This is a genomic window from Psychrobacter pacificensis (assembly GCF_900101915.1).
In the GTDB taxonomy this organism is placed as follows: domain Bacteria; phylum Pseudomonadota; class Gammaproteobacteria; order Pseudomonadales; family Moraxellaceae; genus Psychrobacter; species Psychrobacter pacificensis.
This window is the reverse complement of record NZ_FNAL01000049.1, coordinates 1-3,507: the sequence shown is the minus strand read 5'-3', so window position 1 is coordinate 3,507 and position 3,507 is coordinate 1. Positions and strand designations below refer to the sequence as shown.

Here is a 3,507-nt window from a genome sequence, read left to right as displayed (position 1 = left end):
AACAATGATAAGACTGTATTTCGACAGTTAGTTAGCTTTTTAACCCCTAAACCTATGAAAATCGGGTGGGGATGATTTTTTTGTCGTGTGCAGAGCTCTTTTTTATATAACTATAAGGCTATCGACTATGTTACCAACTTCGAATTTCTCGTCCAAAAAACCTTACCGCTCATTATTGGCGGGTGCATCAATGGGGCTCCTGGCATTGACCATCAGCCAAACCGCTGCCGCTATCACGACCAAGAACGTCACTTATACAGTGGATAACCAAGCATACGAGGGCTATTACGCCAAAGCCGATAAGCCCTACGCTCCTTTTATCTTGTTGATTCATGACTGGGATGGTCTAACCGACTATGAGCGCAAACGCGCTGATATGCTAGCGAATGAAGGTTACAACGTACTGGCAGCAGACATGTTTGGGCAAGGCATTCGTCCGACCTCTGTCGAAGAAAATAAGCGTTTAACAGGCGAATTGTATGACGATCGCAACAAAATGCGCCGCATACTACAAGGTGCATTGAATGCTGGACGACTGGAGGGCAATGATGTGCGCAACGGCACGACCATGGGATACTGTTTCGGTGGTACGGTTGCATTAGAGTTAGCACGTTCAGGCTTCCCGCAAAAAGCCTTTGTCCCCTTCCATGGTGCCTTTGATACTCCGACTGGTCAAAGTTATGACAAGACCACTGGCGAGATATTGGTATTCCACGGCTCAGCTGACCAGTCTGTCTCTCTAGAGAGCTTTGCAACGCTAGGCAAGACCTTGGAGGCCTCCAACGTACCGCACGAGATGATTACCTATAGCGGTGCACCCCATGCCTTTAGCGTATTTGGTAGTGACAGATATGATGCACGCGCCGATGAGCGCTCTTGGAAACGTTATTTGGACTTTTTGGCAGATGAATATAAATAATCTAGCAGCCTAAAAAATATCCGGTAGCGTATCTCAGGCACTATATAAGTAATCAAGAAAGATACCTCAATTGCGATCTTTTCATGACCTGTTGGGGTGTCTTTTTTTGCGTCGAGTATTTAATGTTTTTGAAAGACCAATAGCTGATTATTGGCAGGCATCGTATAAGTTTTGCTAAGCGCTAAATAATTAGTATTGGCCAAACTGACAATATCTTCCTTATGACGGATACCGCTTTTTGGGTCGCGCTGGCTCAGACTGATATCAAATCGCTGATTGCCCGTACTGGTATAGCTGCCATGTTCGTTAAATGGGCCATAGACAATCAGCTTACCATCCACAGGTAACGCATCACCAGCCAGTGCAAATAATTTTTCGACCAACGCCCAACTGATGATATGTAGCGTATTTGCCGTAAATATCGCATCATAGGGCTTGGCTATATTGCTATTTACTGACTGACTATTGATAGGTAGAGAATCGTAAGCCAAATCAAACGCTAATGGTAGAGATAGATTGGGCGCAGGATAAGCATGATACCAAGCCGCTATATGACGATGGTTGCTCGTGACATCGCTGGTTTGCCACTGTATCTCAGGTAAACGAGGAGCAAAGTAAACACTATGCTGACCCGTTCCAGAGCCAATCTCTAGCACGTGCTTAAAGCCTTGTAGCTCGTTTTGCAATACTTCTAGGATAGGCTGCTTATTGTTCTCGCACGCTTGAGAGAATGGCAACGCGTCGATATCCACTTGGCTGTTTAGATGATCGTTTTGCACGGATACTCTCCTCAGACTGCCCGTTACCTTTGCAGTATCTTTCGCGAATTATTGGCAAAATATGCTACTAGTAAATACCCGCTTCAACGCCAGCGGCTAACGTCATGGCAAGCTCTTTTACTTGGTCAGCAAAGCTGTCCTGCCACTCACCTTGTAGTATCAGCGCCTCTTGAATCCACGACCAACGCAGCCCCGTCGTGATCGTCTTTATTGCAAGCTTGGTACCCGTACCATCATGCCCTGCACGTATATATAGTGCAAATGGCATGCCTTGCTTTTCTTCTAGCACAGGATAATAACAGCGATCAAAGAAGTCTTTGGTCAGCCCTGCCATATACGCCAGATTTTCAGTCGTGCCTAATAGCAAAGCATCAGCAGCCAACACATCTTCAGGCTGCGTGTCCTGCGGCGACTTCAAAATCACATTGATATCTAGATCAGGATGATTGGCACCACCATACGCCGCTTGCGCCAACTTCTCAGTATTGGGTGACGGCGCATGAGCGACAATCAATAACGTTTTTGCCATAGCATTAAAGGCCACGAGCAATACGGAACGTTAAGTTCTGCGTGATATCAGGGTGGATGCTGTTGGCGACTGGACAAGTCAATGCGGTGTTATAAAAGATCGTTTGCGTTCTATCATCAAGCTCCTTATTAAAGGTCACGATGATATGGATCTCGCTCACGCGTCTTGGATCAGCGGCCATAACTTTGGTCACTTCAGCCGTGGTGCCTACAAGGTCAATATCCATGTCACGGGCTTTGATACCAATAATGGTCAACATACAACTGGCCAAACTGGTGGCTAGCAAATCAGTCGGTGAAAACGCCTCGCCCTTGCCTTGATTGTCCGTTGGGGCATCGGTGATGATTTCATTATTTGATTGCAAATGAATGGCGGTAGTGCGCAAATCGCCTTGGTAGGTTACTTTTGATGTAGTCATAGGTTCTTTCCTAAGCTAAAATTCAGAAGTATACAATCCACTATAAGGTTCAACTAGTGGTTTTATAATGAAACACCAAACTATATTATCAGTATAAGGTAGGTTTTTATACTTCATAAAATCTGAAATTTTAAATAAGGACTTATTAGAAACTGTTAATTCCCATATAGCACTGTATTGGAACCATGGATCTAATAATATTTGCATAGTATTTTCATTGATTAACCTTAGTCTTTCTATCCAGCAAAACTGTTCTGTTTCAAATTTTGTGAGCTTATTATTTCCCTCATAACAGTCCCAAAGAGTTAAATGCTTACCAGCTACGATTGCATATTTGTTATTTGGATCAATTAAAGCACAAGATGGACCACCGTAAAAACTATCAGTAAACAAGATATCCCTGCTTTCTTTATCGATGAGATATGCATCTCCATAGCTGTCATATAAATACAATTTATCCGTTTCTTCTAATATCATTAGATTATCTCAATAAACTTTCAGTTGACCATCTATAGTTATAAATTATTATCAATAATAAGCCAATAAAAAGACCCTCTTTCGAGTGAGCGGGGGCTTTTAGGTATAAGAGGCTAGTGATGATTTGGGCAAGGAAAGAGTTGAAGAACTGCTTTGATGCGAGCGAAAGATAAAACCATTTAAATAAAGAGATTTTCTAGGGAAGTCAGATAAGTCTAGGGAAGTCAGATAAGTTTAAGATAAAAAAAGCCCCAACATACATCAGTATGTTGGGGCTTTTTAGGAATAGAGAGCTGACGATGACCTACTCTCACATGGGCGAACCACACTACCATTGGCGCAACGATGTTTCACTTCTGAGTTCGGGAAGGGATCAGGTGGTGCC

At 43.3% G+C, this 3,507-nt stretch carries 5 protein-coding genes and 1 rRNA gene; 1 reads left to right on the top strand and 5 read right to left on the bottom strand.

The genetic code is table 11. The features are described 5' to 3' along the window. Positions 1-127 precede the first annotated feature (127 nt). Entirely contained in the window at positions 128-919 is a 792-nt protein-coding gene (locus BLR43_RS13325) for a dienelactone hydrolase family protein (protein ID WP_083328945.1), read from the top strand. A gap of 119 nt (positions 920-1,038) precedes the next feature. Here the strand turns inward: BLR43_RS13325 and BLR43_RS13320 are convergent, their stop codons facing one another. The 5 genes from BLR43_RS13320 to rrf form a co-directional block, all read right to left on the bottom strand. Further along, positions 1,039-1,698: a DUF938 domain-containing protein gene (locus tag BLR43_RS13320; protein ID WP_201587827.1), complete on the bottom strand. Its 660-nt coding sequence runs from the start codon at positions 1,696-1,698 to the stop codon at positions 1,039-1,041. A gap of 67 nt (positions 1,699-1,765) precedes the next feature. Further along, a complete protein-coding gene (locus BLR43_RS13315; RefSeq protein ID WP_071003252.1) occupies positions 1,766-2,227 on the bottom strand; it encodes a flavodoxin family protein in 462 nt (153 codons plus the stop codon). A gap of 4 nt (positions 2,228-2,231) precedes the next feature. After that, positions 2,232-2,645, bottom strand: coding sequence for an OsmC family protein (locus BLR43_RS13310; RefSeq protein WP_093071462.1), 414 nt, complete (start codon positions 2,643-2,645; stop codon positions 2,232-2,234). Positions 2,646-2,660: 15 nt separating this feature from the next. Beyond that, the gene (locus tag BLR43_RS13305) at positions 2,661-3,122 is read right to left on the bottom strand and encodes a hypothetical protein (RefSeq protein WP_071003248.1); all 462 of its coding nucleotides are present in this window, start codon (positions 3,120-3,122) and stop codon (positions 2,661-2,663) included. A gap of 291 nt (positions 3,123-3,413) precedes the next feature. Further along, a 5S ribosomal RNA gene (gene rrf / locus BLR43_RS13300) occupies positions 3,414-3,507 on the bottom strand; the annotation flags it as partial.